The 26,709-nt window shown below is 45.3% G+C and carries 30 protein-coding genes; 9 read left to right on the top strand and 21 right to left on the bottom strand.

Annotated elements, in window-relative coordinates:
• Positions 1-95: 95 nt before the first annotated feature.
• The 8 genes from OX890_RS16450 to OX890_RS16415 all read right to left on the bottom strand — a co-directional run bounded on the left by OX890_RS16450 (position 96) and on the right by OX890_RS16415 (position 7,216).
• Complete coding sequence (locus OX890_RS16450) at positions 96-1,946, bottom strand: DUF885 domain-containing protein (RefSeq protein WP_268649595.1); 1,851 nt, start codon at positions 1,944-1,946, stop codon at positions 96-98.
• A 152-nt stretch (positions 1,947-2,098) separates the two neighbouring features.
• On the bottom strand, positions 2,099-3,265 hold the full coding sequence (hemW, locus tag OX890_RS16445) for a radical SAM family heme chaperone HemW (protein WP_268649594.1): 1,167 nt from the start codon (positions 3,263-3,265) through the stop codon (positions 2,099-2,101).
• Positions 3,265-3,882, bottom strand: a complete 618-nt coding sequence (gene rdgB, locus OX890_RS16440) for an RdgB/HAM1 family non-canonical purine NTP pyrophosphatase (RefSeq protein ID WP_012089754.1) — start codon at positions 3,880-3,882, stop codon at positions 3,265-3,267. Before rdgB ends, hemW begins: the two co-directional genes overlap by 1 nt.
• Before the next feature lie 139 nt (positions 3,883-4,021).
• Positions 4,022-4,456 carry a DUF4426 domain-containing protein gene (locus OX890_RS16435; RefSeq protein WP_006082522.1) on the bottom strand — a complete coding sequence of 145 codons (435 nt, stop codon included), beginning with the start codon at positions 4,454-4,456 and terminating at the stop codon, positions 4,022-4,024.
• A gap of 131 nt (positions 4,457-4,587) precedes the next feature.
• Positions 4,588-4,887: a DUF167 family protein YggU gene (gene yggU / locus OX890_RS16430; RefSeq protein ID WP_012587167.1), complete on the bottom strand. Its 300-nt coding sequence runs from the start codon at positions 4,885-4,887 to the stop codon at positions 4,588-4,590.
• A complete protein-coding gene (locus OX890_RS16425) occupies positions 4,887-5,435 on the bottom strand; it encodes a YggT family protein (protein ID WP_006082520.1) in 549 nt (182 codons plus the stop codon). The genes yggU and OX890_RS16425 overlap by 1 nt, the downstream gene beginning before the upstream one ends.
• Before the next feature lie 48 nt (positions 5,436-5,483).
• Positions 5,484-6,302: a pyrroline-5-carboxylate reductase gene (proC, locus tag OX890_RS16420; protein WP_006082519.1), complete on the bottom strand. Its 819-nt coding sequence runs from the start codon at positions 6,300-6,302 to the stop codon at positions 5,484-5,486.
• A gap of 215 nt (positions 6,303-6,517) precedes the next feature.
• Entirely contained in the window at positions 6,518-7,216 is a 699-nt protein-coding gene (locus OX890_RS16415; protein WP_268649593.1) for a YggS family pyridoxal phosphate-dependent enzyme, read from the bottom strand.
• Between the two features lie 35 nt (positions 7,217-7,251).
• Here OX890_RS16415 and OX890_RS16410 point away from each other — a divergent pair, with 35 nt between their 5' ends.
• From OX890_RS16410 to hemH, 4 genes are all read left to right on the top strand, one after another.
• Positions 7,252-8,289, top strand: coding sequence for a type IV pilus twitching motility protein PilT (locus OX890_RS16410; RefSeq protein ID WP_006082517.1), 1,038 nt, complete (start codon positions 7,252-7,254; stop codon positions 8,287-8,289).
• A 9-nt stretch (positions 8,290-8,298) separates the two neighbouring features.
• The gene (locus OX890_RS16405; protein ID WP_106649931.1) at positions 8,299-9,411 is read left to right on the top strand and encodes a PilT/PilU family type 4a pilus ATPase; all 1,113 of its coding nucleotides are present in this window, start codon (positions 8,299-8,301) and stop codon (positions 9,409-9,411) included.
• 187 nt (positions 9,412-9,598) lie between these two features.
• On the top strand, positions 9,599-10,138 hold the full coding sequence (locus OX890_RS16400) for a glutathione peroxidase (RefSeq protein WP_037392614.1): 540 nt from the start codon (positions 9,599-9,601) through the stop codon (positions 10,136-10,138).
• 32 nt (positions 10,139-10,170) lie between these two features.
• Entirely contained in the window at positions 10,171-11,184 is a 1,014-nt protein-coding gene (hemH, locus tag OX890_RS16395) for a ferrochelatase (RefSeq protein WP_268649592.1), read from the top strand.
• A gap of 85 nt (positions 11,185-11,269) precedes the next feature.
• Here the strand turns inward: hemH and ruvX are convergent, their stop codons facing one another.
• From ruvX to OX890_RS16375, 4 genes are all read right to left on the bottom strand, one after another.
• Positions 11,270-11,695: a Holliday junction resolvase RuvX gene (gene ruvX, locus OX890_RS16390; protein WP_006082513.1), complete on the bottom strand. Its 426-nt coding sequence runs from the start codon at positions 11,693-11,695 to the stop codon at positions 11,270-11,272.
• A 29-nt stretch (positions 11,696-11,724) separates the two neighbouring features.
• Positions 11,725-12,288, bottom strand: coding sequence for a YqgE/AlgH family protein (locus OX890_RS16385; protein ID WP_006082512.1), 564 nt, complete (start codon positions 12,286-12,288; stop codon positions 11,725-11,727).
• A 66-nt stretch (positions 12,289-12,354) separates the two neighbouring features.
• Positions 12,355-12,684, bottom strand: coding sequence for a stress response translation initiation inhibitor YciH (gene yciH / locus OX890_RS16380; protein WP_219253466.1), 330 nt, complete (start codon positions 12,682-12,684; stop codon positions 12,355-12,357).
• A gap of 178 nt (positions 12,685-12,862) precedes the next feature.
• Positions 12,863-13,180 (bottom strand): hypothetical protein, encoded by a 318-nt coding sequence (locus tag OX890_RS16375; protein WP_268649591.1) that lies wholly within the window; start codon positions 13,178-13,180, stop codon positions 12,863-12,865.
• Positions 13,181-13,358: 178 nt separating this feature from the next.
• Between OX890_RS16375 and OX890_RS16370 the strand changes: the two genes are divergently transcribed.
• Both OX890_RS16370 and OX890_RS16365 read left to right on the top strand, forming a co-directional pair.
• Positions 13,359-13,919: a DUF4136 domain-containing protein gene (locus tag OX890_RS16370; RefSeq protein WP_006082509.1), complete on the top strand. Its 561-nt coding sequence runs from the start codon at positions 13,359-13,361 to the stop codon at positions 13,917-13,919.
• Positions 13,920-14,280: 361 nt separating this feature from the next.
• On the top strand, positions 14,281-14,922 hold the full coding sequence (locus tag OX890_RS16365) for a trimeric intracellular cation channel family protein (RefSeq protein WP_006082508.1): 642 nt from the start codon (positions 14,281-14,283) through the stop codon (positions 14,920-14,922).
• Between the two features lie 75 nt (positions 14,923-14,997).
• On the opposite strand, the gene tpx is transcribed toward OX890_RS16365, so the two are convergent.
• The 3 genes from tpx to OX890_RS16350 all read right to left on the bottom strand — a co-directional run bounded on the left by tpx (position 14,998) and on the right by OX890_RS16350 (position 17,165).
• Positions 14,998-15,591, bottom strand: a complete 594-nt coding sequence (gene tpx, locus OX890_RS16360; RefSeq protein ID WP_115334188.1) for a thiol peroxidase — start codon at positions 15,589-15,591, stop codon at positions 14,998-15,000.
• A 123-nt stretch (positions 15,592-15,714) separates the two neighbouring features.
• The gene (locus OX890_RS16355) at positions 15,715-16,542 is read right to left on the bottom strand and encodes a mechanosensitive ion channel family protein (protein ID WP_006082505.1); all 828 of its coding nucleotides are present in this window, start codon (positions 16,540-16,542) and stop codon (positions 15,715-15,717) included.
• 32 nt (positions 16,543-16,574) lie between these two features.
• On the bottom strand, positions 16,575-17,165 hold the full coding sequence (locus OX890_RS16350) for an OmpA family protein (RefSeq protein ID WP_268649590.1): 591 nt from the start codon (positions 17,163-17,165) through the stop codon (positions 16,575-16,577).
• Between the two features lie 64 nt (positions 17,166-17,229).
• Here OX890_RS16350 and OX890_RS16345 point away from each other — a divergent pair, with 64 nt between their 5' ends.
• The 3 genes from OX890_RS16345 (at position 17,230) to OX890_RS16335 (ending at position 20,190) form a co-directional block, all read left to right on the top strand.
• A complete protein-coding gene (locus tag OX890_RS16345) occupies positions 17,230-17,415 on the top strand; it encodes a hypothetical protein (protein WP_259585090.1) in 186 nt (61 codons plus the stop codon).
• Positions 17,416-17,509: 94 nt separating this feature from the next.
• Complete coding sequence (ltaE, locus tag OX890_RS16340) at positions 17,510-18,523, top strand: low-specificity L-threonine aldolase (protein ID WP_268649589.1); 1,014 nt, start codon at positions 17,510-17,512, stop codon at positions 18,521-18,523.
• A gap of 191 nt (positions 18,524-18,714) precedes the next feature.
• A complete protein-coding gene (locus OX890_RS16335; RefSeq protein ID WP_268649588.1) occupies positions 18,715-20,190 on the top strand; it encodes an HDOD domain-containing protein in 1,476 nt (491 codons plus the stop codon).
• A 143-nt stretch (positions 20,191-20,333) separates the two neighbouring features.
• On the opposite strand, the gene OX890_RS16330 is transcribed toward OX890_RS16335, so the two are convergent.
• The 6 genes from OX890_RS16330 to OX890_RS16305 form a co-directional block, all read right to left on the bottom strand.
• Positions 20,334-20,984 (bottom strand): nuclear transport factor 2 family protein, encoded by a 651-nt coding sequence (locus tag OX890_RS16330; RefSeq protein ID WP_268649587.1) that lies wholly within the window; start codon positions 20,982-20,984, stop codon positions 20,334-20,336.
• Positions 20,985-21,008: 24 nt separating this feature from the next.
• Positions 21,009-21,833 carry a zinc-dependent peptidase gene (locus OX890_RS16325; protein ID WP_006082500.1) on the bottom strand — a complete coding sequence of 275 codons (825 nt, stop codon included), beginning with the start codon at positions 21,831-21,833 and terminating at the stop codon, positions 21,009-21,011.
• Between the two features lie 111 nt (positions 21,834-21,944).
• Entirely contained in the window at positions 21,945-23,684 is a 1,740-nt protein-coding gene (locus tag OX890_RS16320) for a GGDEF domain-containing protein (RefSeq protein WP_126492438.1), read from the bottom strand.
• Complete coding sequence (locus tag OX890_RS16315) at positions 23,671-25,074, bottom strand: ABC transporter substrate-binding protein (protein ID WP_126492437.1); 1,404 nt, start codon at positions 25,072-25,074, stop codon at positions 23,671-23,673. The genes OX890_RS16320 and OX890_RS16315 overlap by 14 nt, the downstream gene beginning before the upstream one ends.
• 249 nt (positions 25,075-25,323) lie before the next feature.
• The gene (locus tag OX890_RS16310) at positions 25,324-25,791 is read right to left on the bottom strand and encodes a CopG family transcriptional regulator (protein ID WP_126492436.1); all 468 of its coding nucleotides are present in this window, start codon (positions 25,789-25,791) and stop codon (positions 25,324-25,326) included.
• Positions 25,751-26,593, bottom strand: coding sequence for an AAA family ATPase (locus OX890_RS16305; RefSeq protein WP_126492435.1), 843 nt, complete (start codon positions 26,591-26,593; stop codon positions 25,751-25,753). The genes OX890_RS16310 and OX890_RS16305 overlap by 41 nt, the downstream gene beginning before the upstream one ends.
• Between the last annotated feature and the right edge of the window lie 116 nt (positions 26,594-26,709).

Raw genomic sequence — 26,709 nt, 5'->3', positions numbered from 1 at the left:
TTGGCCGCTAAAGGCTTTCATCTATGTCGCTTTAGTCGTGAAGCAGGTTAACAATGCTTCACGACTCAGCATTAAGGCTTTAAAACATTAGGGTATTAGGCCTTCTTCTTACTGGCTATCCAGAAATCGACTTGTTGCTCTAGCACATCCAGTGGCAATGCGCCGTTAGCAAGTACTAGCGTATGGAAGTCGCGGATATCAAATTGACTGCCAAGCTGTTGTTCTGCTTTATGTCTGAGTTCCAGCAGCTTAATCATGCCCACTTTATAGGCTGTCGCTTGCGATGGCATGACGATATGGCGTTCAACCATTTTCACCGCATCCGATTTAGCATTGGGCGTATTATCCACGTAATAGGCAATGCCTTGCTCGCGGGTCCACTTTTTAGCGTGGATACCAGTATCAACGACTAAGCGACATGCACGCCATAACTCCATTGCTAGACGACCAAAGTCAGAATAGGGATCGGCGTAGAGTCCCATTTCTTTCGGGAAAGATTCGCTATATAAACCCCAGCCCTCGATATACGCGGTATAGCCACCAAACTTGCGGAACTTAGGAATATTTTGCAGCTCTTGGGAAATGGCGATCTGCATGTGATGACCCGGAATACCTTCGTGGTAGGCCAGCGCCTCCATTTGGTATTTCGGCATGGCTTTCATGTCATATAGATTTGCATAGTAGCTACCGGGACGCGAACCATCCGGCGCAGGTTGCTCATAGAAGGCTTTGCCTGCGGATTTTTCTCTAAAGGCTTCAACCTGTTTCACTATCATGGCGGCCTTAGGTTTTACTTTAAACACTTCATCTAAGCGCGATTTCATATTGTCGATGAGCTTAGTCGCCTCAGCTAAATAGGCGGCTTTGCCTTCGGCGGTATTGGGGTAGTAGAACTGGGGAGCGTCACGCATGAAGCTAAAGAATTGCTGTAAATCGCCTTTAAAATTGACCTTCTTCATAATGGCGCGCATTTCGTTATGAATACGTTCCACCTCAGAAAGGCCTAAGTCATGGATTTGATCGGCGGTCATATTTGTCGTGGTAGTACGGGCCAAGGCATTATTGTAAAAGGCGGCGCCGTTAGGGAGCTTCCACGCACCATCACGGTCGTCAGCTTTGGTTGCTAAGGTTTTGATGTAACTGATGAGCTTGTTATAGGCGGGCTCGACTTGAGTCACTAGTGCTTGCTCAGCCTGTTTAAGCAGTGCTTGCTTTTCCGTTTCTTGAATCGCTAATGCGTTCACTTTACGGCGAAAATCTGCGAGTAGCGCGCTGTCGTCGCCCTTATCAAAAGGCGCACCTTTGATGATGTTTTGGCTGTCTGAAATGACATAAGCGAATACGAACTTAGGCGCGATAATGCCTTTATCTGCGCGAACGGCTAATACTGTCTGTAATTGACTTAAGCGTTTTGGCACGCCATTTAAGCGGCTGATATAGGCCTTGGCATCGCTGACATCTGTGATTTGATGTTGGTTAATTAAGAAGGAGGCTATCATAGAGTGGCCGCCATACATCTGATTCACAGGGTAATTATGGTAGCGCCATTGGTCATCTTCGATGTCATTTTGCAGATTTTGCTTCAGTAACGTAAGGCTAAGATGCGTTTGTGGATCGAGTTTGGCCGCATCAATCAGATTGACCTGCGCCAGTTGTTTTTTCGTGCGTGCTAGGGCTTTATCATCGGCGGCATCACCCAGTTCATCCCATTTATCATAGTCTTGCTTGATCCCCATATAGGTTTGCGAAATGGGGTTCGCCATGATGTTTTCCATGAAGAGGGTTTCGAACAACGCATTGGCTTTGTCTGACTCGGTTTGCACCACTGCATTCATAGGTTCGCTTGCACTGTGTAAGGCTGGCGAAGTTGATGCTGCATATGCGGGAATGGTCAGTAGAGCTGAAAGGGTCAGTGCGACTAAGCTGATTTTAGTTTTTATTGGCATGATCAGGCTTCCTGGATTGAGTTGCATCAATTCTAAAGAAGCTGGACAAGAATGTATGGATATTAATGTTAGAAAATGTGTTAGCAGTAATAGTATTAAACTGCACTATTGACCACTAACACATTATTTATATAGCTATTTTAACGGCAGGCTTAGCAGAATTGTGTCAGTAAATCATTAACAAACATGTGACCTTTGCTGGTTAATTGCCAATGTTCAGTGGATTCTGTGAGTAAACCGCGTTGTTTGGCCTTTTCCATTCCTTCGGTCAATGTGTCTCTGTGTTGTCCGGTACGCAGTTCAAATTCTTGCTTAGGGATAGGTGTCATCAGGCGCAGGCGATTCATTAAATATTCAAGCGCGCGATCTTCCTCTGCCACATCAATCGATTCGAAGGTGTAGTTGCTGGCACTCAGATATCCCTTGGGATGTTTAATTTTTACCGTGCGTATAATGCGGTTTTCTTCTGGCAGCGTCACTTTACCGTGGGCGCCACAGCCTATACCTAGATAATCACCAAACTGCCAGTAGTTGAGATTGTGCCTACATTGGTAACCAGGTTTCGCATAGGCGGATATTTCGTATTGCTCATACCCTAATGCAGCCAGCTTTTGTTGACCTTGCTCATAGATATGCCAGAGCGCTTCGTCATCGGGCAGTTGCGGTGGTTTTGAGTGGAATAGGGTGTTGGGCTCAATTGTTAACTGGTACCAAGACAGGTGGGGTGGATTCAGCGCCGCTGCCGTGTCGATATCAGCCATGGCTTCAGCAAAACTTTGGTTGGGTAATCCATGCATTAAATCGAGGTTAAAACTCAAGTATCCCGCTTGGCTGGCTTTTTGAGCAGCGACTTGTGCCTCGTTTTGATCGTGAATACGTCCGAGTAAGTTGAGCTTATCCTTAGAAAAACTCTGCACACCGATAGATAAACGAGTGATACCGGCTGCGCGATAGGCACTAAAGTCATCGTGTTCTAAGGTGCCAGGGTTGGCTTCCATGGTGATTTCGATATTGTCACTAAAGGGGATTAGCGCATTGGCACCATCGAGTATGCGTTTGATTTGCAAAGCATCGAATAAGGATGGTGTGCCGCCACCGATAAAGATGGTATGAATTTGCCGCCCTTGGACGAGATGTAAGTCTTGGCGTAAGTCTTCCAATAGCGCATCAACATAGGCTTCTTGTGGCAGCTCACCATTTTGGCCATGGGAATTAAAGTCACAATAAGGACACTTTTGTACGCACCAAGGAATATGGATATACAGACTGAGTGGCGGCAGTTCGAGCTTCATCGCAGTAGTCACGGCAGTTGACGACATTATTGTGCATTCCCGCCAGTTAACACGCCTTGGGCTTGCATGGCGGCGATGAGTTGCACTAGGGCTTTACCACGATGGCTTAAGGCATTTTTCTCGTTGCTGCTGAGCTCCGCCGCGCTACATTGATAATTTTCAGGGATAAAAATCGGATCGTAACCATGGCCATTGTCGCCACGTTGGTTAAAGTCGATTTGGCCTTCCCATGCAGCTTGGCAAATAATTGGGGTTGGATCTTTGGCGTGGCGCATATACACCAGTACGCATTGGAATCTCGCACTGCGAGGTGCTGGCTGGTCTTTTATTGTCTCAAGTAGTTTCAATACGTTGTCTTGATCTTTGGCATTTTCGCCCGCGTAACGCGCTGAATAAATGCCGGGAGCGCCTTGGAGTAAATCCACTTCTAAACCTGAATCATCGGCAATGGCGGCAAGTCCGGTGATTTCGGCTGCATGTCTGGCTTTGATAATAGCATTTTCGACAAAAGTGGTGCCCGTTTCGGCCACTTCGCTGACATTAAATTGGCTCTGCGGCAGTACAGTGACACCGTAGCTGGCGAGCATTTGATCGAATTCGGCGAGTTTGCCTTTGTTGCCACTGGCGAGGACGATTTGTTGCATGGAACACCTATATCATTGGGGCGACTTATACTGCGGCAATGATACCCAAGCTGAGGGCTAAAGGACAGGAAAAGGGCGGGACGGTACAGACTTGTATCGTCCCAAAGTTACTGATGTCTTACGGCAATCTCAGCTTGGCTTATTCGACGTAGAATTTTTGCTTGAACTGCAAGTTGGTATTTAATTGATTACCATGCTTGATCGCGATATTGAAGTTGATCTCCTGATCATCGCGGTAAGGAACTTCGGCAATATAATAAATCGCATCACCTTCGCGGATCTCTTTGAAGGTTAAGTTGATTCGAGCATCTAATAAGTTATTGGCGACACCAGTAATTTCAACGGGTACTGCGGGTTTATTCGCTTCGCTGATATCTAACACCGCAATGTTGATAATACCTGTGTAGCTACTGCGTTGAATGCCATAGGATTTGGCTATGCTAGGCGTTAAAAATGTACTGCCAAGTGCCATGTAATGAATGTCAAAATTGCCGACAGTTTCTTTTTGCTCTGCGTTTGCAACACCACAAAGGCTAGCGGTGAGGGCTAATACAGCCAGAATATTACGGAACATGATGGGATACCTCATATTAGGGAATGTTTGAGTATAGGTCGCTGTGACTATTGTTTATGTTTATCTGTTTATCGATAAATTAACCGCATTCAAAGAAATTTGTTGGTTTTCAGCCTTTCAATAGCATTAGCTCAGCTAGTTTGTCCCATCAGCTCAGTAATGACGCTTGGGATGATCTTGGGGTCAATCACGCGGATTTGCTTATGCCGACCAAGTTCACCTTTCATTATATGAATGTCGCTCTTGGGCACTTTAAAGGTCTTTGCTAAGTACTTGCTTAAATGGGCATTGGCCTTGCCATCAATAGGCGGCGCAGTGATGGCTACTTTTAGCTCATCACCGTGCAGTCCTACAATTTGATCTCGGCTGGCCTTAGGCTGAATGTAGAGATTAAGCAGCAAGTCACCTTGCTGCAAAGTCACTGCACTCATTAGATCACAGCCCAATAAGGGATATATTGGGCAAGTAACATATTGAGGAAATTCATACCAATAATCACCAACATTACCGATAAATCTAAACCACCAATTGGCGGTATGATACGGCGGATTGGGGCTAATACGGGTTCAGTTAACTGACCCATGACCATCACAATGGGGTTATAGCCTTGGTTAAACCAGCTCAATATTGCGCGTATCAACAGCATCCAAAACAGCAAGACCCCTGCTTTTTTGATCACAGATACGACGGCAAACATCAAAAACAGCAGTATGTCTATGCCACCGCCCGCGATAAGGCTGATCAGCAGTACTTTGACCATCACGACCAGCAACGCGAGGACGAATGATGCGGTATCAAACCGTCCTAAGGAAGGCAGAATACGGCGCATTGGCGCGATGAGCGGGTGAGTCGCTTTGACAATAAATTGGCTAAAAGGATTGTAAAAATCCGCCCTTGCCAGTTGCAGCCAAATCCGCAAAATCACCACCATCAAATATAAGTCGAATAGTGTGGTGATTAAAAAGGTAAATGCATTCATCGAGATTTCTACCTATTAAAGTCCGATATAAAAACGCGTTAGTGGAAATTAAAATGTCTTAGCCATTTCTTCTGCACGTTTAATGCAGTTTTCCATGGCTTTTTTTACTAAACCACGCATATCCGCAGCTTCAAATGTCGCCAGCGCCTGTGCGGTGGTACCGCCCTTTGAGGTGACATTCTCCCTTAGATTACCTAAGGTCAGTTGTGGATTTTGCTTTGCCATCATAGCAGCGCCGAGCGCGGCTTGCTGCACTAAAGTTCTGGCTTTGTCTTCATCCATTCCCATTTCTTTGCCTGCATCTATCATAGACTCCATTAGCAAAAAGAAATAAGCCGGTGAACTGCCCGATAGTGCAATCACTTGATCTAATTCTGACTCTTCATTAACCCACACAATTTCGCCGCCGCTGGACATCAAACGATCGCAAATGGCTTTTTGCTCGGTAGAAATAGCCTGAGGCGCATAGAGGCCAGTCATCCCCACACTAATCTGCATCGGTGTATTGGGCATAGCGCGGATAAGCTTAATATCCTGCGCCAGATAATCGGTATAACGCTTTGCTTTAATGCCTGCAGCAATAGTGATGACTAACTTTTGCGACATGTCGACAGTTTGTAATGCTTCACACACTTGCTGCATCAATTGCGGTTTTACCGACAGCACTATGACATCGGCAGCTTGCGCTGCGGCTAAATTGTCTTGAGAAACCAAAATCCCTAAATCGGCTTTTAGTGCGTCGAGTTTACCTTGGCTAGGATTGGTCGCTTGGATGAGTTGAGCAGGATAGCCGCTATGAACTAGGCCACTGATGATGCTGCGCGTCATGTTGCCGGCACCGATAAAGCAGATTTTCTGTTGATCCATTTGATTCTCTTCAGTGTGTTAACCGTTAATTTGTAACAGACTCACCTTAAATCAAGATGATAAAACGGTTAGTCATTTGAATGTCAGAGCCAGATTAGTTGACTCTCGCTAATTGAACTTAAATGTCGTGATCTTTAATACAGTATTTGGGCATAAAGCGCTAAAAACAAGGTCAAGCCCACACACTGACCTCGAACTTCATGCCTCGAGTGAGTTTACGCAGTGTAATTGCGCTCACCAAAAATGGCACTGCCAATGCGCACCATAGTTGAACCACTGCTAATCGCTGCATCTAGGTCATTACTCATCCCCATGGAAAGCGTGTCTACATTGGGGTAATGTGATTTAAGTTCTTGAAATAGATTGTTTAACATAGAAAACTCTTTAAGCTGTAACTCAGTATCTGCAGTAGCCGTTGGGATTGCCATTAGGCCTCTCAGTGCGAGATTAGGTAACTGAGCGATCAGTTCGGCCAGTGGCAGCATTTGCGCCGCATCTATGCCAGATTTTGTGTCTTCAGCACTGATATTAATTTGAATGCAGACGTTTAATGGCGCTAATTCAGCTGGACGTTGATCATTGAGACGTTGGGCAATTTTGTCGCGCGAGACTGTGTGCATCCAATCGAAATGCTGGGCGACTATGTTGGTTTTGTTGGATTGGAGTGGCCCGATAAAGTGCCATTCAATGTCCGGAAAATCCCCCTTGAGTGCGGTAATTTTCTCCGCACCTTCTTGGACATAGTTTTCGCCAAAGCAACGCTGACCGGCTTGATAGGCTGCTATAATGTCTTCAATAGGTTTGGTCTTGCTGACGGCAAGTAAGCGAATACTGCTAGGTTGGCGTGCACATTTTTGCGCCGCTTGTGCGATCCTGCACTGGGCGATTGCGAGTCTGTCTGCTATTGTTGTCATGATGTAATTATCTAGTTGCAAGGATATCCCAAACGATGGAAATCACTGAGTTATTGGCATTTAGTGTAAAACACAAAGCCTCGGATCTACACCTTTCTGCAGGGATATCTCCCATGATCCGTGTCGACGGTGAAGTGAGAAAGATTAACTTGCCCGCGCTCGATCACCAAGGCGTACACAGCCTAGTGTACGACATAATGAATGATAAGCAGCGCAAGGACTACGAAGAACATTTAGAAATCGATTTCTCGTTCGAAGTCCCTAATCTTGCACGCTTTCGTGTTAACGCATTCAATCAATCCCGTGGTGCTGCGGCCGTATTTCGTACCATTCCTAGCGACATCTTGTCACTTGAGCAATTAGGTGCGCCGGAGATTTTTAAAAAAATCGCCAGTTTCCCTCGGGGATTAGTCCTAGTGACTGGGCCAACAGGTTCGGGTAAGAGTACCACACTTGCCGCTATGGTGGATTACGTTAACGAAAATCGACACGATCACATCTTAACCATTGAAGATCCTATCGAATTCGTACACCAAAACAAGCAATGTTTGATTAACCAGCGTGAAGTTCACCGCCATACCCACAGCTTTAATGCGGCGCTTAGAAGCGCGCTGCGTGAAGATCCGGACGTGATTTTAGTTGGTGAGATGCGTGACCTTGAAACCATTCGTTTGGCGATGACCGCCGCAGAAACAGGCCACTTAGTGTTTGGTACCTTGCATACCACCTCCGCCGCGAAAACCATTGACCGTGTGGTCGACGTATTCCCCGCCGGTGAAAAAGACATGGTGCGCACTATGTTGTCGGAATCGCTGCAAGCGGTTATTTCGCAAACCTTGATTAAAAAGGTAGGCGGAGGCCGTGTCGCCGCCCATGAAATCATGATGGGCACTCCCGCTATTCGTAACCTTATTCGTGAAGACAAAGTGGCGCAGATGTATTCGGCGATTCAAACCGGTATGGCCCACGGAATGCAGACCTTAGAGCAATGTTTACAGAACTTAGTCAATCGCGGTCTTATCACCCGTGAAGATGCAATGGCGAAGAGTTCGAATAAACAAGCGACATTTTAAGGATTTATGATGGATGTTCTTCCGTTTTTAAAAGTGATCGTTGAGCGCAAAGCCTCCGACTTGTTTATCACAGCTGGCTTTCCGCCAAGTGCCAAGATTGACGGTGAATTGCGTCCCTTGGCCGAAAGTGCCTTTACTCCGGCACAATCACTGGATTTCGTTGAATCCTTAATGACCGAAGCGCAGAAACAAGAGTTTCACTCGAGCCGTGAGTGTAACTTTGCTTTTGCGGCAAAGGATTTAGGTCGCTTTCGGGTAAGCGCCTTCTGGCAGCGTGAATCGCCTGGCTGCGTGATGCGCCGTATTGAGACTAAAATCCCTGATGTCGATGATTTAAAATTGCCGCCTATTCTGAAAGATCTGGTGATGAGTAAACGTGGTCTCATCATTATGGTGGGCGGAACGGGAACGGGTAAGTCAACGTCCTTAGCGGCCTTGGTAGGCTATCGCAATGCCCATGCCCGTGGTCATATTTTAACTATCGAAGATCCCGTCGAATTTGTTCACGACCACAGAAAAAGTATTATCACCCAACGTGAAGTCGGCATAGATACTGAGTCTTTTGATGCGGCGCTAAAAAGCTCCCTTCGCCAAGCCCCCGATGTGATCTTGATTGGTGAAATTCGTACCCAAGAGACGATGGAGTTCGCCCTGTCGTTTGCAGAAACAGGCCACCTCTGTATGGCAACCTTGCATGCCAACAACGCCAACCAAGCATTAGACCGCATTATGCACCTCGTGCCTGAGAGTAAACATCAGCAGTTATTGTTTGATTTGTCATTGAATTTGCGCGGTATTGTGGCGCAGCAATTGATCCCAAAAGTCGATGGCACTGGGCGCCGCGCCGCGATTGAAGTCTTGATTAACACCCCAAGGGTGGCGAGTTTAATTGCGAAGAATGAGCTGCATTTACTCAAAGAAACCATGGCAAAATCCAACGAGCAGGGCATGCAGACTTTCGATCAAGCCTTGCTCAAACTTTATGTCGATGGCGAGATTAGTTACGCCGATGCGCTGCACCATGCTGATTCACCGAACGATTTACGTTTGATGATTAAATTGCAGAATAAAGAATCCACGGGCTCAGGCTTTATGGAAGGTGTCACCTTAGACATGGACTAACGCGAGAGTCAGGTTCTAGGTTAAGCAGCTCTTTATGGGCTGCTTTTTGTTGGTGTCGTTAGATTTTCGTTCAGCTCAATCGGTTTTACTTCATCGCTATGCGGTCGTTAACGATAGCTTTTATTTTTTAATTCAATATGATCTTTACCTAGTACGTTTGCGTAATGTACCGGTAAAGGAGAAAGCAATGAAAAAATTACCTATGATATTCGCTATGACAGCGAGCTTGATGAGTGTTGGCGCTATGGCGGCCACTTGTCCCGAGTATTTGAACCTTGAAGTACGAAAATTACATTCTGAAGAGACAGTTAATCTGTGTGAATTGACTCAGGGAAAGCCAGTGTTGATTGTTAACACTGCAAGTAACTGTGGTTATACCCCGCAGTTTAAAGCGCTCGAAGCATTGCATGAAAACTATAAAGACAAAGGCTTAGTGGTTATTGGTTTCCCATCGGATGATTTTTTCCAAGAAGAAAATGATGAGAAAGACACGGCTAAGGTGTGTTACATCAATTACGGTGTCACTTTCACTATGCTGTCGACTTCGGCTGTGCGTGGCAGTGACGCCAATAGCGTATTTAAATACTTAGCCGAGAAAACCGGTGCGCCTAAGTGGAATTTCTACAAGTATGTCGTTAGCGGCGATGGCGCGGTTGTGCAACAGTTCAATTCTAAAGTGAAGCCAGATAGCGAAGAGCTTAAGCAAGCAATAGAATCTGTACTTTAATTTTATAAGTATTTATTAATTAAGAGGCTGTTTTGGCTAAATTTTCAGGCTTATCCAAAGAAGTTGGACACGGACAGCGCGGCAAAGTGGGCGTGCTGTTATTAAATTTAGGTACGCCAGATGCACCCACAGCATCGGCTGTTAGGCGTTATCTTGCTGAGTTCTTAGCAGATCCCCGCGTAGTCGAAATCCCTAAATTAGTGTGGATGATGATTTTACACGGGATCATTTTGCGGGTACGCCCTGCAAAATCGGCGGCGTTATACCAGAAGGTATGGACAGCGGCCGGCTCACCGTTAATGGACATTAGTTTGCGTCAAACGGCGAAGTTAGCGGATAAACTTAACGCCGATAACCATGATGTTTCTGTCCATTTAGCAATGCGTTATGGCAGTCCATCGGTTGCCAGTACATTGCAAACCATGCATCAAAATGGCATTGATAAAATCGTGGTGTTACCTCTGTATCCCCAATATGCGGCGCCCACTACGGGTTCTGCTTTTGATGCGATTGCGGCTGAGTTGTCTAAGTGGCGCTATATTCCATCGTTGCATTTTATTAATACTTATCATGATAACGCTGATTTTATTAACGCGTTAGCGAGTTCGATCACGGCTGATTTTAAAGCAAATGGTAAACCGCAAAAATTGGTGTTGTCTTACCATGGTATGCCTGAGCGTAATTTGCATTTAGGCGATCCGTATTATTGCTTCTGCATGAAAACGACTCGACTGGTTACCGAAAAGCTTGGGTTAGGTAAAGATGAGTTTGTGATGACATTTCAATCGCGTTTTGGTAAAGCCAAATGGCTACAACCTTATACCGATGCGACTTTGAAAGCGTTGCCGCAACAAGGCGTGCGTGATATCGCTATCGTTTGCCCCGCTTTTAGCGCCGATTGTTTAGAAACGCTGGAAGAAATTGTTAGTGAGAATGGTCATCTCTTTGCCGAGGCGGGTGGTGAGAAGTTCCGCTACATTGCAGCACTAAACGATGATGATGCGCACATTACTATGATGGCCAACTTAGTGAAGCCACATTTTTGATCCGGTAATTTATCGGGTTAAACATCAAACTGAAAAGGATAAGGCAACTTATCCTTTTTCTTTATATATGGTTTTTATTGTGGCATTACTTGCTGAAGTTATTTTCGAAGTAGCTTTCAATAATCAGTACGGCAGACACAGCATCGACTTGGCCTTTGGTGAGCGCCTTGAATCCACCTAACTCGAATAATCTTGCCTTAGCATCGGTAGTGGTTAATCGCTCATCTTGTGTGGCTATTTTGACTTTGAACTTAGCATTGATACGGTTCGCAAATTTACGCGCCCTGTGGGTCATATCTTGCTCAGTGCCATCCATGTTTAAGGGCAGACCAACAACCACTAGGTCGGGTTGCCACTCTTTGATTAAATCGCCTATCTGATCCCAGTTGGGGATCCCATCGACGGCTTTGATTGACAATAATGGCGTGGCGCTAGCGGTGATTTCTTGGCCTATAGCCACACCAATACTTTTAGTGCCAAAATCAAAGCCTAATACGGTTTTCGAATTCATAGTGTGCTGACTTATATTAAGAAATAGGCTTAAGCGTGACCCGCTTGAGCTGAAACCTGCCAAGCATCAAATCCAAGAGCTCGGCTGGCCTGTGGCCAACGGTCTTCGTGTTTAATGTCAAACAAGAGTGCATTGGTTGCTGGAATCGTTAGCCAAGAATTATCGGCAAGCTCTTGTTCGAGCTGATCTTTGCTCCATCCAGCATATCCTAAGGCGACGAGGAATTTCTCTGGCGATCTGTTGCTTCCTATCGCGGTTAACACATCGCGTGAGGTAGTTAGCATTAAACCACAACCCAGATCTGTGCTGTTGGCCCAATAGGGCTGAGAGGTATGCAGTACAAAGCCACGATCTTGGGAAACGGGTCCGCCCATCATGACATTGGCATTGAACGCTAAATCGGTGGAGACTTGCTCAGCTGGCAAATCCATTTGTTCTAATAGCGAATTAACTTCGATACCGAGCGGTTTATTGATCACCAGTCCCATGGCGCCTTTGGCATCATGTTCACAGATATAGATGACTGAGCGTTCAAAAAACGTATCGTGCAGTGAAGGCATGGCAATTAAGAAATGGTTCTGCAAACTCTCCATTTAACTACTCCGTTCGATGTGGCTAAGTTGATCTAGCATGCTGCTATATTGCTAAGTCGGGCGAGATTAACCGCCAGCTAATTTAACTTTGTAGTTCTGCTTCTCAAGCAATAGCTTTAATTGCTCGCGGTTATCTGTTTGGACCTCAATAGTGAAATCTTTAACCGTGCCACCACAACCACATTGTTTTTTAAGGGTCTGAGCCATTGCTTTTAACGCGGTTTCATCGAGACCTAGGCCTGAGATAATCGAAACGCCTTTGCCTTTGCGGCCCTTACTGTCTCTATGGATCCTGACTATACCGTCGGATTCAGGAATCACTTTAGTGACGGGCTCTGCATTAATACGGCCTTTGTCGGTGCTGTACACTAAGGATACATTAGGATCTGCTTTCATAGATTTCATTCATTGGTGTTAAAAGATGACTTATACCCGTTGAGTTTATCAAATTTGCAGGGGTTCTGGGAGGTAAAAAAAGACCACTTGAGGATTATCCTTAAGTGGTCTGAACAAAATGCTAACTCTTTGCAGGGAAGTAAGCATATTTTTGAAAAAGGGAGCGTTATCAGCCGTTTTAATTCATGCGCATAAAGACCATGACGATCAGCGCTACTGCAGTCAGTAAGGCGCTGGGCATAATAAATTTATGCAGCTTAGGTAACGCAATTAAGCAGGCGGTAGTCACAAAGCCGAATGCGGCGACTGTCGCATAATTAGTGCCATTCGCGACGGCATCTATGACCAACCAGCCAAGTACAATAAGAGGTAAAATCAGTAAGCTGACAGGCAAATGGCGCTTTATTTTTGCGTTATTTACCTCGAGTGAGATTTTTTCTGGCGCAAGGATAAAAATGGCTGATGCAACCAAAAACGCGCTAATAAACCAATACATTTCATTACTCTCTCAACCTCAATTGATAATCATTATCATCTTTGATTTTGCTGAAGTCAAGCTGAATGAGATGCTGCTTTTTAATCAATTGAGTTGTAGATCAGATGATTGCTCTGTAAGCTAAATTCATATCTCTGATACTTGTCTTTGTTCGGTTTGAACATCTGAGGAAATTAAGATGAAAAATATTTTTGTAGCTTTAGCCGTGCTGGCATTAAGTGCCTGTAGCTCGATGAAGTCTGGTTGGGACTATGATCCTAGCGCCAATTTTACCCAATATAAAACCTATGCTTGGGTTGCTCAGAAAGCCGATTCTGCCGGATATCATCTTGATGGCTTGATGGATCAAAGAGTAAGAGAAGCGGTTAATAGCCAGTTAGCGAGTAAAGGCATGACATTAGTCGATGCGAAAGACGCTGATGTATTAGTTAACTACCTGACCAAAGTCGACAAGAAAATCAATGTTGATACCTTCAATAGTAATTTTGGCTACAACCCATACTATGGTCCAGGATGGGGTTGGGGCGGCAATATGCAGACCCAAACTACAGTGAGAGAATATGAAGTTGGTACGCTGATTATTGATTTAGTTGATAATAAAACGACTAAGCTTATCTGGCGTGGTTCTGTTGCCGATACCATTCGCGACAAAAATACCCCAGAAGAAAGAGTACAGATCATCAATCAAGCGGTGGGCAGTGTGATGGCAAATTATCCCCCTAAGCCTGACACTAAGTAGTTCTGACTCAGTTTGAATGAAAATTAAGCGGCCTGAGGGCCGCTTTTTTGTGGCTGATTTTTATGCGTTTTGCCCATTCGATTAGATGATCTGCAGTTATTTATCATCTGATTGAATTTACGTTATTAATACTTATTAAAAATTTTAGTTATCTAAATAGACGTGAGAAGTAGTTTTACGCATAACTGGCTATTTTGTTTGCAATTTATACAGTGCTATTTTGTGGTTGTAGGTGATGGCAATCTATTATTGATGAAATGATGAATTAATTTTTCTAATGATGAATTCAAAATAAAATCATTATAGAACTGAGGGTTTCTCAGGCAGAATCTGTTTCTTTACCTTGTTGGTAGTAGCAAAGATGCATGAGACGCAGATTATTGGATTACTTTGGCTGATTGGTATCATTGCCGAGGCTATGACGGGCGCTCTGGCGGCGGGTCGCAAGCAGATGGATTTGTTTGGTGTAGTGATCATTGGCTGCGCAACGGCGATTGGTGGCGGCACACTAAGGGACATGATGCTCGGCAATTATCCTTTAATTTGGGTTGAGCACGTGAATTACCTTATTGCGATTGCATTCGCTTCTTTACTCACTGTCGCTATCGCCCCTGTGATGCGTTATTTGTCTAAGTTATTTTTGGCTATCGATGCTTTAGGGTTAGCTGTGTTCTCTATCGTGGGCGCGCAGAAGACCTTAATGTTGGGATTTAGCCCAACGATTGCCGTGGTGATGGGATTGGTGACGGGCGTTTTTGGTGGCGTTATCCGCGATATCCTGTGTAATCAAGTGCCTTTGATTTTTAAGAAAGAACTCTACGCGGTGATTTCACTACTGACGGCAGGCTTGTATATCGTCCTAAAAGCCTATCAATTAACCGAGTGGATTAATCTGGTTATTTGTCTGAGCGTTGGTTTTAGCCTGCGGATGTTAGCGCTGCGCTATCATTGGTCTATGCCGACCTTTGATTATCAGGCCAATGGCGATCAGCACACACATTAGATCATAAAAAAATCGTAGATATACAATTGTAAAACAACAGGGCAGCTAAGGCTGCCCTGTTTTTTTAGCAGTAAATTACTGCTGGGCTTGAATGTTTTTCAGCGCTTCAAGTGCGGCATCATAGTTAGGATGCTCGGTGATATTCGGAACTAACTCTTGGTATTGGAGTTTTCCTTCGGCATCTATGATGAAAATAGCCCTCGCCAGCAAACCGTAATCTTGAATCAACAAGCCATATTTTTCACCAAAATCACGCCAGACAGAATCGGATAGTACTTTGATTTTATCTACGTTTTCTACTTTGCAGAAACGTTTCTGTGCGAAGGGTAAATCGGCACTGATGGTTAGCATGACCACGTCATCGGAAAAATGGCCTACTTCGCTGTTGAAACGTTTAGTTTGTAGTGCACACACGCCCGTATCTAAGCTTGGTACGGCACTTATCAGCACGGTTTTACCCTTAAAGTCGCTTAGCATGACAGGCGCAAAATGATCATCAACCACTTTGAACCCTGGCGCCATTTGCGACAGCTTAGGTAACTTGCCTTCCAAGGTGACGGTTTTTTCACCCATAAGAACCTGGTTTTTCTCACTGGCAAGCACATTGGGGCTCATCAGCACTAAGCCATAAATACAGCTGGCGGCTAAAAATGAAACGTATTTTTGCATTGGATTTCCTCGCACATGAATATCTGTGCCTTCGCTAATATCTGTCCTTTAAGGTACGCTAAAATGTTATGCAGAACCATAAAAAAAGGCCGGCAATTGCCGACCTTGGTTATTCATTTAGGGTTATTTGCTGAGTGGCAATTCTTTGACATGAATATCCATTTGTGGGAATGGAATACCGATATCTGCTGCATCTAATGCATTTTTGATTTGCTCAAGCAGTTGGAAACGAGCCGTCCAATAATCAGCCGTTTTTACCCAAGGGCGAACCACGAAATTAATTGAAGAGTTCGCTAATTCAGCCAGTCCAACTGTATATGATGGATCTTTTAACACATATTGGTTGTTGTCTAAAATCTCAGTTAAGATTTTCTTCGTGAGTGCGATATCGGCAGAATAAGATACGCCAATCACTAAATCGATACGGCGAGTATCCATTGCCGAATAGTTAGTGATAGTGCCATTCATGATGGATGAATTAGGCGCCACAATAACCTTGTTATCGGGTGTGCGAAGTTTGGTTGAGAATATAGTGATTTCATCAACAGTACCGGCAATGCCAGCGGCTTCAATATAGTCACCAACGCGGCAAGGGCGGAATAACACCATTAACACGCCAGATGCGAAGTTAGACAGAGAACCCTGTAGCGCTAAACCCACCGCTAAACCAGCGGCACCGATAACGGCGACCAATGATGCGGTTTGTACGCCAATTTGGCCTAAGGTGGCAATCACTGCGAAAACAAACACAATTGCCCAAGCGAGGTTTGCGACAAATGAAACAACTGTCGGATCAACTTTACGGCTGTTAAGTAATTTACGAACCAGCTTTTGCGCTACGCCGGCAAAGTATTTACCAACAAAGAAAATGATAATGGCAAATAAAACTTTTAAGCCATAAGTCACAATCAGATCCGGTGCTTGCTTTAATAAACCTTCAAGGTTTTCCATTGAATAACTCCCTAAATATACGCTAACTAAAACTATTTATTATTGACGATAAATTGTACTCGTCGATTTAAACTGCGCCCTTCGCTAGAACGGTTGTCCGCTACAGGTTCTGATATACCTTTACCCATTACGGTAAAGCGATTTGGATTAAAGCCATAATCTTCAACCAAAATACGTTTCACATTTTGAGCGCGCTGAAGTGACAGCTGATAATTAAACTCAGGCGTGCCAACGATATCTGTGTGGCCCACTAAGGTTAGTGCGACATCATTCGCTGCTAAATATGCTTTCACTAAGGCTAAAGTTTTCCATTGCGAAAAGTCAACTTCGGCAATGGCAAATTCAAAATACACCACAGCGGTAGAAATATTATGACAATCTGCGCTGAACTCAGCATTGGGGTTACTCGTACTACAATCTGCTGATGCAGTCGCTTTCACCTCGACCTCTTCAACACAGCCATTGGCCATTACTTGCGTGTCTGGCGCTGTGTTAGGGCAGGCATCTTTGATGTCAGGCACGCCATCTTGGTCAGTATCAGACCAAGCGAATACCTGCGATGTCAGGCTTAAACTTAATAGTAAAAGTACCAGCTGAATCCATCGAGATTGGGAGTTTTTCACTACAAATCACCTATTGAACGATAAGTACTAGTCAAAATTACTAAAGTGATCGCATGGTTGTAGCATGACCATCTTAGTGCGGCATTCTATCGACTTAGGCGCATTTCGCCAAGTGAAACGCGTTCACGCGTCAACTCATCGACAGGCATATATCGGCAATATCTTGAGTATATTTATGTTTTTATTAGTTGAAGCCAATATTCAGATCATCACTTCGCCCCTGTATTCACGTTTGGAGTCAGTAAAATGATGAATAAGCATGATGATAAACTATACAAAATAAGCCTTTGGCGCTAGAGTCTTGAGCCCATTAAGCGCCAACCAAACCTTAAGTTGAGGACGAGATGATAGATTTACGCAGTGATACTGTTACCCAGCCAACAGCAGCGATGCGATTAGCCATGTCCAGAGCCGAAGTAGGTGACGATGTTTACGGTGATGATCCCACGGTAAATAGTCTGCAGGATATGGCCGCAGAGATGTTTGGCTTTGAAAGCGCATTATTTACCTGTTCGGGTACGCAGGCGAATTTATTGGCTTTGATGGCCCACTGTGAGCGTGGTGATGAGTATTTGTGTGGTCAGCAGGCCCATAATTATAAATTTGAGGGTGGCGGTGCAGCTGTCTTAGGCAGCATTCAACCTCAACCTTTGTTGAATCAAGTCGATGGCACCATTGCCTTGGCCGATATTGAAGCCGCCATTAAGCCTGACGATATCCACTTTGCCCGCACGCGTTTGCTCAGTTTAGAGAATACGATTGGCGGTAAAGTGATCCCGCAAAGCTATTTAGCGGACGCGCAGGCTCTGGCCTTTAATCGCGGATTAAAAATCCATCTCGACGGCGCGCGAGTTGCTAATGCGGCTGTGGCGCAGAATATCGCGATAAGTAAGATTACGGCGCATTTTGATTCTGTGTCGATTTGTCTGTCCAAAGGGTTATGCGCGCCAGTTGGCTCATTACTCTTAGGTGACGAGCGTTTGATTAAGAAGGCGATACGCTGGCGTAAAATGCTCGGTGGCGGCATGCGTCAAGCTGGGATACTTGCTGCTGCGGGTAAGCTTGCTTTAACTGAGCAAGTGCAACGACTGAGTGAAGATCATGACAACGCGGCGTATTTGGCTCACCAGTTGGCCGAGTTGAGTGAGTTCGACGTCGATTTAACCGCAGTACAAACCAATATGCTATTTGCCAAATTAGCGCCTCAGGTTGATGCGGATTTATTGGCGAAACACTGTCGAGCTGAAGGCATTCTAATAAGCCCTGGGCGCACGATTCGGCTTGTGACTCACAAAGATGTGAGCCGTCAGGACATAGATAAAGTGTTGCGGGTTATGAAGCAGTACTTCACTGCCTAAACGCAGCTTGTTTTAAAACCTCTAAATGCCCGAGCTTTGCCTCGGGCATTTTTATTTGCGGGTATAACTTGATGTTGAATTATTGAGCAATTAACTGTTGATTGGTGAAAACAAGCCTTAGACTACGGGCGAAATATTTGTGCTTATCTATACTCAAAACAATAAGGTTTTATTGCTAAGGTAAATTTGGGTTGAAGCCTAATAACAATACTAATAAAGGGGTCGATTATTGGACAAATCGGATCAGTGAATTAGAAATGCCCGCACTGTGTTCGACTGTTAAATCGCTAGAAAAGCTCGCCAAGGATGACGTTTCCTCTCTCGCATTACTTGGGCGTAGCGTGATGCACGATAACGCCTTAACCTCTCGTATTCTTCGAGTCGCCAATAGTGCTATTTATCATAAGGGGAGTAGTCAGATCTCCACCGTTAGCCGCGCCGCCATAGTGCTGGGTTTCGATGCAGTGCGAAATATCTGTATTACAGCTAAGTTACTCTCAAGCTTGTTGGAGAGTAAAAATCTCGCGCCCAATGTCTATCAAAGGTTAATTAAGTTGATGGCTAAAGCATTTCAAGCGGCCATGATGGCGCGGATGATGTTGAGTCATCATGACGAGGAGATGCAGGAGGAAGCCTTTATTGCCTCTTTGTTGTATCACATCGGCGAGAGCGCTTTTTGGAGTATTGGGGGCGAATTTACCGAAGAATTAGATTTAACGCTCTGCCAATGTGAAACGCCCGCCGAAGAGAGAAGTGCTACCCGCGAAGCCCTTGGTGCTTCTTTTTTGCAGCTCACCCAGAGTATTGCCCGTAATTGGGGATTGGGGGAGTTGTTGATCCAAGCATTGAATTATCCAGAGGATCAGCGGCCAGATATTCGGGCTATTTTTCTTGCCGATAAGCTCTGCGACATTTTATCGCAACCCGTTCTCGATAAGCTCGAGTTAGCGAAACGTATGACTCAAGCGGCGAGTTTTACTGGGCTAGAAGAGAAAGAGTTTTTGGTACGAATGCAGCGCTGCGCGAATGCGACCCATAAGTTGGCAGAAGTGTACGGTGCTAAAGTGTTACTCGATTACTTGCCCGATCCTAAACGTATTGTCGCCGCTGAACCCGACCTACCTCCCATTCCGTTAGATATGCCAGTCTATCAAGTTAACTTGAATATTCAGTTAGCTAAGTTGCGTGAATTGACAGGTTTTGCCATTAATAAAGCAGATTTCAATCAGATAATGCAGACGGTTCTTGAAGGTATTCTTGAGGGCGTGGGTGTTGACCGCTGCGGTGTTTTGTTGTTATCGCCAAGCCGTAAACAGCTCCAGCCTAGGGTGATATTGGGCCGTGATGCCGATGCGATAAAACAAGAGTTTATTATCGATTTGAGTGACAAACGTGGGCTATTTCATCAAGCGATGGAGCATAAGGCGCCACTTTGGGTGGACGATCCCAGCTCTAAAAAATGGCAGGAGCAGTGCAAGGAGTTGCAAGCGCGGCACGTGTCACGGCAGGGCTTTTTACTGGCGCCTTTGTTGGTTGATAGCAAAGTGATCGGGTTTTATTATGCGGATCGAGGCCCTTCACAAAGGGCATTTGAAGAAGTGGATTTTCAAAGTTTTATCCACTTCTCCCAACTGGCGAATGTGTGTTTTACCGTGTCCTTGAGATAGCGTTCGCTGTTAACTGTTTTATCTTAACGCTGGTTTTTTGAAACCGTACTCTTTGAAACAGTACAATTTGAAACAGCGATGTTATCGAAATCGCACTTTTATAAATTGCACGCTTTCGAAACTGTATTCTGGGGAGTACGGCATTACTGCTTGTTTGCGGCTTTGATCTCGGTGGTGATCTGTTTCGCTATCTCATTGGGGATTGGGAAACTTAAGTGGTATTGCGCAATTTTCCAGTTGCCATCGGTTTTGATCAAAGTACCGGTTCCTCGGCTGACGCCATAGGCGGGGCTATTTAATAACTCGTCGAACAATATGACGTCGCCATGTTGGATTAAATGCCGCTCCGTTAAATCATAGCGCCAACCTTTTGTCGGGCGGGAGTAATGTTCAAACTCCGCCATTCCCCAACGCTCTTTTGCATCCGTGCCAATAAATATGCCGTCTTTACGGTACAGGGCAAAATACTTATCCCAATCGGCATCGCTTGAATATTGGTTGAGTAAATCCAACACCTGGGCTGCCGCTTGTTGATCAGGATTCGAAGTCGTTGCAGCGCCTTGGACTTGAGTGTCTTGTGTTTGAGCGCTTTGTGTTGGCGAGTCCTGTGCCTGTGCGCTTACATTAAGTCCGCCAAGCATTAAAGCACTGAGCAGTAACCCCAAGCTAGCGCGATTAACACAAGTGGCACGACTGGCATTAGTAGCACGACTGACATTAGTCGCGCGACTCATAATAGCGGCGCGATTAACAGTGGTGCCTTTAACTGCGAATGCATGAGTGTCTTTGAGCATTTAGTGTGCCTCTACTTTTATAGGTTAATGCCAGTTTATCGGATCGAGTTGATAAAAGCGGCTCAGTTCCCGATACAAGTCTGGGTGTTGTTGGTAGAAATCCTCTGGCTTTTCAAAAAAAACTTCAGTAATAACGGCAAAAAATTCAGCGGGATTCGTCGCACCATAGTAATTAAATAATGAGGGCGTGCCAAAGTTCGCGCTGTGCTGTAATTGGGTGAAAGCCTTGCTTAGCACTTCTGACCAAGTGCTGTAATCGGCAAAATGTTGCAGTATCGGCGCGCCATTGGCTTGGCCGTCTTCTTGATCGAGCTGATGGGCAAACTCGTGGATCACGACATTATTGCCATCGTGGGGATCTGCGGCGCCGTCTAAGGTATTTTTCCACGAGAGCACCACTTTGCCGTATTCCCAAGATTCGCCCGCCAGCACATTGCGCTGTTCCCACACGATACCGCTCGTGTCTCTATGTTGATTATTAACGATAAAGGCATCGGGATAGACCAAAATTTGTTTCAGTTTGGGGTAAAAGTCTGTTTTTCGATTGAGCAGCAGGAGGCACGCCTGTGCTGCGATAGTGACTCTCACTTCATCGGTGATCTCGAAATCATCGCAGCCAACAAACTCCTTTTCATCGATGAAGATTTGGATAAGCCGTTTGAGCTGTAGCTGTAAATCTGTCGGTAACGCATGGAAGTAAGGCAGTCTTTTTTTGAGAATGCTGCGCCATTCTTTTGGAAAGGGTTTGGCTGTGACTCGGCGGCGGTGCAAGGTTTTGCGCCAACGACTTGAAAGTAGCCAAGCGATTGCCCCGACTCCGAGGATAAGCGTGATAACAATGGCGAGCATACTTTCCCTGACCTGATCCTGATTAACTTAGTATTAGCTAATGGGGGTGAAGAGGACTTAACTCAATCCTTTGCTGAAAAAAGAAACGTTTCTGCCGTCGCGATTGGCGCCTTAGGAATAGCGAATGGGTTGGCCGAGGAGGGCTTCGGTGCGGTTACGCCCCGTCAGTTTGGCATGATAGAGGGCTTCATCGGCGCGATTAATTAAACTATTGGCATCTAGCTGTTGCGGTAGTTGCCAGCAAGTAATCCCCGCGCTGATGGTAAGTATGCCCGCATGGGGAGAGTCTTCATGGGGAATTTCTAGGCTGATGATTTTCTCCCGTAATAGTTCGGCAAATTGATAGACCTCCTCGAGATGACTCGATGGCAGCACTATCATAAACTCCTCACCGCCATAGCGGGCGAGCATGTCAGTTGGGCGTTTTAAGATGGATTTAGCGGCGTTAACAATGTTTTTCAGACATTGATCGCCGGCGACATGGCCGTACCTGTCGTTAAATTGTTTAAAATTATCAATATCAAACAGAATGATGCCAAGGGGCATATTGTGATCCCTTGCATACTCGAGTTCTTTTTGGAGTTGTATATCTAAATAACGGCGGTTGTAGCAGCCCGTTAGTCCGTCGGTTTCCGCCATTCCTTTAACCTGGGCCGCATAGCTTTTTAATGTTTCTAAAGAGTTCACCATTTGCTGCAGTTCTAGGTTGTCAGTGACCGGCATGTGGGTGTCGAGCTTTTCATTGGCGATAGCGTTCATGGCATCTCGCGTCGCCATCACAGGTTTGATAATGCCCTTAGTGATAAAGTGCCAGCTGGTGAGCCAGATGAAGAAGCAATACAGAATACCACTACAGAAAATCAATATGATAAATGCGGTGCTGTCGCTTTTAAGTTCGCCGCCCGTTTGTTGGATTTCATTCTCGACTTGGTTGACCAGATTTTGGGTATAGGTCGCGACAATTTGCGCGGCATCGGCTTGGTACTCTAAATGCGCATTGGCGATATGCGTGCTTTTAATGGCCTTGCGGGACAGTTCAAACAGGTTATCTTCACCGACCATGGTCTGCTTTATTTGCGATAACAAATTGAAATATAAACTGGTATCCCCGCTAACGCCCTCGAGAATCGCCTCCATATTTAACAGCAGCCGCATCGCTTCTCTTTGGGTGCGGTTAAGTTCAACCAGATTGTCGATAATTTTTACCTGAGATAGGCGGGTAAATAAGTGTTCCCCCAAATGACTAAATTGAGACAATTGCTGGTTGGTATTGATATTCATCGCAATCTTGTCAAAATTTTTCAGCTTAAGCTGACGCTCTGAATCGGCATTGATGCTGTGAAATTGGGTCTGCATTTCATCGGTAAATCCCGATGCCATTGAGGTTAAATTGGCTTGAATATTTGTTGCTTGTAAATTGGCTTGTAGGGCGGAATCGGTTAACTCGGCAAGTAATGGCAGCTGTTGTAAATAGTAAAGTTGGATATCTAATGCGTGATTCAATTCTTGCTTACTGACAGTAGAGGTTTCAATCAAGGCCAGTAATCGGGAGTCATTAATTAATAGTTCCCACTGCGCGGAGAGCTCACTCAATAGGCGAAGTCTTTGCTGTTCATTATCATAATGATTTAAGCGCGCTGTGATGATTTGCAGTTTTTCACTGTTTTTTGCCAGTTGCAGCGCAGTGGTGACTTTAACAACATCCACTCCCACCAAATGCTCAATTTCTGATTTCAGTTGCTGTGACAGCAGTATGGCGACGACACCATTAAACAGCGCCATGCCCACTATAATATAGAAGGCTAAGGTTATTTTTTGTTTTAGGCTTTTCAGCGGTTTAATGCTTGTCATTGGTTTTCTTGTCAATCGCAGGTACCTCTCCATAGGTATTTTGGAGGTGTTTTATCTCTGCACTTAGTTTAATAAAAATATCTTCGCTGTCAGCGGGCCTGCGGCTAGCGCGATAACAAGCATGGCTGAGTTCAGGGTAAATCTGTCCCATGGCTGTACTGGTAAAATGCCCAAGTTCTAACACCTTAGTTGACCAAAACATATTCGCGATATGGCTTGCTTCGAATGCCCCCGCTATGGTCCTTAATGATTCACTTTTAAATTCGTTGGCGGTCACAACATCCATACGACAGGGATTACCGCCGCCCAAAGCATAAGCGTGTTGCGCCTCATAGGTGCCCATATATTTGATGAGCCAATAGGCCGCTTGGGGATTTTTGCTGTCATAACTCACGGCAAAAGCATAGGCGCCGTTATAGGGATAACCGCCGGGTACTTGACTCACAGCAAGGCGTGCGCCGGGAATATTTTGCTCAACTTTGAAGGATTTATGCCACAAATTATTGTAAGCGAAAGGCCACATTGCCGCTTGCCCTGTGGCGATTGCATTGGCAGCCTCATTGAAGGCAAATTGCTCGTTGGCAGGCACGGCATAGGGCATTAATTCGCGATAAAGCTTGGCGGCTTTGATGGCCTCATGGTTGATAGTCGGCACTTCAAAATGACTGATCTGTTTTTGGTCGTTATAAATTGGCTGCATCCAAGCGCCACCTAAGCTCCAGATCATGCTGGAAAATTCATCGTTAATATGTGGCTTATCACCCGACATTAGCGCCAAGCCATAAAAGTCGTGGGTTAACATTTTATCCGCCAACATAGTGCCCGCTTTACGGGTGAAAAACTGGGCTTGATCCCGTAACTCGGTTAAGGTTTTTGCTGGTGCGAGCGGGTAACCGAACTGGCTCTGAAAGCGTGTTTTTTCGGTTTTATTGTCGAAGAGATCGGCTCGGTAATGATTACCCATCACATAGTTATTGTAGGGAATAGCATGGATTTCTCCATGGTAGGATAAGATGTTCAGTAGCGATGGGTAATAGGGTTCTAGGTATTTCTCCATGGCCTTTTCACCATCGGGGTCGTAGAGTTTTGCGAGTTCGACTAAGGGCACAGTGTAGCCATTGGCGGCCCATTCTTTTGCCCAGCCAGCTTCCATCGTTAGCAAGTCGTATTTGCCCGAACCTTGGAGTAAATCTTGGGTCTGTAAGTTAAACATAGTGTCTAGCTCAGTGCTGATCACTTGCACCTTGACGCCAGTTTTTTCGGTAAATTTAGGCAACATTTCTTGGGTTAAATAGTCGGTCCAAAATCCCTTTTCTGCGACTAAGGTGATGGGCGTTTTGTTCGTGAGCGGCGGGATTTGTGCCAATGAAAACTCTGCATAGCAGGGCATCAGAAACGCAGCGCTTAAACAAAGGCAAATAAGTCGGATCGGCTTTAACAAAAAATACACCTTAAGGTTGCGTATTAACCCTGAATAAATATTACTTATTCAGCATTCTGTACATTTAAGGATAGGTGGGATCAGAACTTATGCCGCGATTTTATTGTGGTTTTTATCTTGGTGCTTGTTCTTAAGTAAAAAAGCCGATAACCCGAGCTTAGCTGAGTTACCGGAAAAGGGTGGGAGTATTGCGAAGCGTTAACGGTTTTGGAGCTGTTGTTCTCGTAATTGCCTCAGGGCAATGGGCAGTTCGTAATGTTGTTCAATCAAGAATCGGAGCAGTTTCGATTTGGAGAGCGTGCTTTCTTCCGACAAGGTGGCGAGCTGGCTAATAGCCGCTTCGCTGAGTGAAAAGGTTGCCTTGCGATAGTGAGCTGTGGCCTCTACTTTTGCTGGCGATAAGACTTCAGTCCCTAAGCTCTGCTTGTGCAAGAGCAGCACATTGGAATGACTTAGCCCGATGTCGGTCGTTATGTTAGCTACCTTTGAGTCAGCGGTGTTAGCGTTTGTTGCATCCGCTTCAAAAGCGAAATGACTGCTTTTTGTCTTATTTAGGCTTTGTCCCATGGCATATAAGTTTGCTGCCTCAATAAATTCATCTAACGAAAGCGACTGTTGTATGCTGCTAGATGGCATAGCGTTTTTCTTGAGGTCGCTGAGTCCCATTTTGCCCCCTTTGTTGAGTGGTAAGGTGGGTGGGTTGAGTTTGATGGAGCAAACCATTATTGAGCAAACCATTATTTGTCAAACCATTGTGCATCTGACCCTTACCAGCACTCTGAGCGAGCAGTGCAGGATGTAGGCGGTCTTCTAAATTGGCGGCGCAATCAACTTGGAACAGTTCACAGGCGATAGTGCGGATTTCGTCGGCGGCCTTTCCGCTAGGGTCGATTTCAATCACTGACAGCCCTGACTCTTCGCTGTCATCATACACATTCCTGCAGTAGGTTATTGCATCAAGGACATTGATATCATAGGTTTTACAGACTTCTTTGGCTTCTAAAATTCGGTTAGCTTGATTAGGTAAATTTGGGCATTGGGTGATCACAAATGAAGCCCGTAACTTAGGGTTTATCATTTTACAGGTCGCGACGATATCATCCATATGGCAAACGGTTTTCAAATCGCGGCGCTTAGGTCTTAAGGGCATTAAAATGTAAGCGGCGACTGACATGGTTGCTCGCAGCGCTAGGTTGTCTTGACCACCACAGTCGACTATGACCACATCATAATGTTGTTCAAGACTGAGCAAGTCATTACGGATCTTGCCGTAAAGCTGCACACAATTAATGCTGGCCAGTTTGGGATTGTTATTTCTCGCTTGGATCCAATCTGATGTGGTGCGCTGGGGATCGCAGTCCACCATGATGACCGAGGCATTGCATTCTGTGGTTAGAAAAACTGCTATGTTTTGGGCTAAGCAACTTTTACCGCTGCCGCCTTTTTCTCCGCCGATTAACACTATCATGACGCATTCCTTAATTCTTTTGATGACCCTTGGGCAGCGAGTTGATGAGTTTGGAGCCACACCGCATTTATGCTCGAAATCGAATGTAAACCTTATGTTAATCTCGGTCAATTGGC

The sequence above is a fragment of the Shewanella sp. DAU305 genome, from assembly GCF_026802235.1.
Lineage (GTDB): Bacteria > Pseudomonadota > Gammaproteobacteria > Enterobacterales > Shewanellaceae > Shewanella > Shewanella baltica.
The sequence above is the reverse complement of the archived record's forward strand: the minus strand, read 5'-3'. Positions and strand labels throughout refer to the sequence as shown.